Genomic DNA, 2,440 nt, shown 5'->3' with positions numbered 1-2,440 from the left:
GACTTGCGTAGCGGCATCGGCGATGTGGTAAACGCTACCACATGAGCCGGGCCGCGAAGCAAGTTCGGCTTGAACGAATTGTTAGACCTGTGAACTACTGTTTTTGATTCGCAATGTTTGGCTTTTGAATGTGCTGTGCGCAGCTTTCCAAACACTTTCGCCAAACAGGTTTAGCGTCCGGCGATGCGGACGAGTAGGGCATGCGCGGACACCATCGAACGCGAAACCAGGCTTTCGCGCTTAGACCCATAAAGTTTCGCTTCTGTGCGCGCGAAGCGGGCACCGCTGTTGAGCAGTGCGACAGCTTTTGTCGCTCTGCGGCTTGCCTTTGATGTGCAAACCGTGAGCTTTCTACACAGGCCTAACGCCTGAATTAAGCCGCGCCGCGAAGCGGCGTCGGCTTGAATGAATTGTTAGGCTGCTGATCCATTACTGGACGCTGCTGGGCGGGCCAATGAGGGACTCAATGCCCTCATCCCGAATGGTGCGCAATGCCTCGTCCAAGGCGGCCTGATCCGTTGCGAACAGGTCATCCCAGACGGTGGAGTTGTTGAACTCATCAACAGCCTCGAGAGTCCAATCAGTGTCCGGGCCCCTGTAGATCTCCAAACGAACGGTGTGCCCATTGGCTGTGACTGAGCGGCAAAGCGGCGATGTAACAAGTTGGTAGTCGTCCATAAAAAAGTCTCAGTTGCGACAGTGTTTGCTCAGCAGCCTAACGCCTGAATTAAGCCGAGCCGCGAAGCGGCTTCGGCTTGAATGAATTGTTAGGTCCCACTTTGGCATGCCGGCGGAACAATGGATTGAAAGAAAAAAGTAGTGACAGGGCCATTGCAATGTCCAACAGTCGCTGCAGCAAGCCACGCCAAGATGACAAATCCGGCTGAACCATAAGGAAAAATACTACCGGGAAGGCGACGCCCGTCAGCAACAGAAAGGTGCGTCGCCAGGTAAGGAATCTTAACCCGGGAGCGAAAGACACTAATGCGATACCGGCACCCATGCCGAAGTACACGAGGATACCGAGTACGTTATGAAGGATTTGGCTTGTGGAGCCTTCGACGGGGCAGCCTGCATCGCATGGAGCGAATACGCCAAGCAGGAATGAAGCGGGGAGCGACCAAAGAAGCAGAAAGCCGAGTCGGCTGGCGCCAGAGACATGCGCAAGTGGCCGAGCACAGATCAAGAATGCTGAAAGAAGAACGGCCGTTACAAGGAATCCGGAGTAAGTGAGCGTCCGAGCCCATGCAGTGCCAGTTGCGTTGTACTCACTTACGAAATTCGAAAACTGCGAATAGCCAGGCTTTATAGCGCTCCCGACAAAGTAAAAAGCCGCCGCGTACAAAATGGACGCGATGAGCAAAGTGCGGGTCAGCTTGATTCTATCCATGAGCTGCGGTGGCTTCTCCGTGGGGCCTAACGCCTGAGTTAAGCCGTGGCGCGAAGCGACATCGGCTTGAACGATTGGTTAGGTTGCAGCATAGCCCAGAACGGCGCAGCCGCACCACGAGAGCAGCGCGAGCGCAGCTTGACGAGCATCGCGCGTCGGAGAACGTAGGAAAGTCGGGGTAGGGCGCTGGCCGAAGAGTCGCGTGTACTCACAACGGGCTTGCAGATAGCGGCGCTTTGCCGCTCATTAATTCCCGATGTTTCCTGCTGCAGCCTAACGCCTGAGTTAAGCCGTGCCGCGAAGCGGCATCGGCTTGAACGAATTGTTAGCCGTCACTCCATTGGCTGGCGAATGATGGTTTTCCATTTTTCCGGTGCTGCCTTGCGTATGTCGCTCAGGTATATCTCGTGGTGCTTGCCCCTCAATGCTGAGTGGCTTGATATGTAGTCGTGCACCCGTTGAATGGTCGGTCCTTCGGCAGAGAATGGGCCAATGTGCATGATTTGCGCGCAACGACCCTCTTTGAATTGCTCGAACCGAATCCCTTTTAGCCCAAGCAGCCTTTTCTTGTCTTGAACGCTAGTGATCGCAGACTGGACCATCTGTTTTGAGGCTTCCGGTGGCTGCATAATCATCATCGTCCATTTCCAGTTGTCTTTCTCGTCGCGGTTGAAGCTGGTCAGGTCGTCGGCCCACCACAAGCCCTCAAGTGGCATCACGACGTAATCGAGCGCCTTTTCCCGCTTTAGCGCAAATTTGATGGTGTACGAGACCGAGTAGAGCGCCTCTACCGCCTCTTTGTACTTCTCGGAGGTGTTCGGGTTGCCATTGCCATCAACCATGAGAAAGTTGAATGCAGGCACATCAACCTCAACGACCACCTTTGCGGAGGGTCTGTACAGGGTCTTTAGCTCGCCTTTAAGGTCAATCTTATCCACGAACCCTACCATGACGGCTAACGCCTGAGTTAAGCCGACCTGCGTAGCGGCCGGGCGGTGTGGTACACGCTACCACGCAAGCCAGGCCGCGAAGCAGGTTCGGCTTGAACGA

General features: G+C 55.0%; 3 protein-coding genes. All 3 read right to left on the bottom strand.

The window, feature by feature from the left end; genetic code table 11:
- Window positions 1–429: 429 nt before the first annotated feature.
- Entirely contained in the window at window positions 430–678 is a 249-nt protein-coding gene (locus BW989_RS12230; protein ID WP_076588710.1) for a hypothetical protein, read from the bottom strand.
- 49 nt (window positions 679–727) lie between these two features.
- The gene (locus tag BW989_RS12225) at window positions 728–1,390 is read right to left on the bottom strand and encodes a DUF998 domain-containing protein (RefSeq protein ID WP_076588708.1); all 663 of its coding nucleotides are present in this window, start codon (window positions 1,388–1,390) and stop codon (window positions 728–730) included.
- Between the two features lie 332 nt (window positions 1,391–1,722).
- Window positions 1,723–2,328 (bottom strand): GyrI-like domain-containing protein, encoded by a 606-nt coding sequence (locus tag BW989_RS12220; protein ID WP_076588711.1) that lies wholly within the window; start codon window positions 2,326–2,328, stop codon window positions 1,723–1,725.
- Window positions 2,329–2,440: the final 112 nt, after the last annotated feature.

It is taken from the genome of Solilutibacter tolerans (assembly GCF_900155935.1).
GTDB classification, from domain to species: domain Bacteria; phylum Pseudomonadota; class Gammaproteobacteria; order Xanthomonadales; family Xanthomonadaceae; genus Solilutibacter; species Solilutibacter tolerans.
The sequence above is the reverse complement of the archived record's forward strand: the minus strand, read 5'-3'. Positions and strand labels throughout refer to the sequence as shown.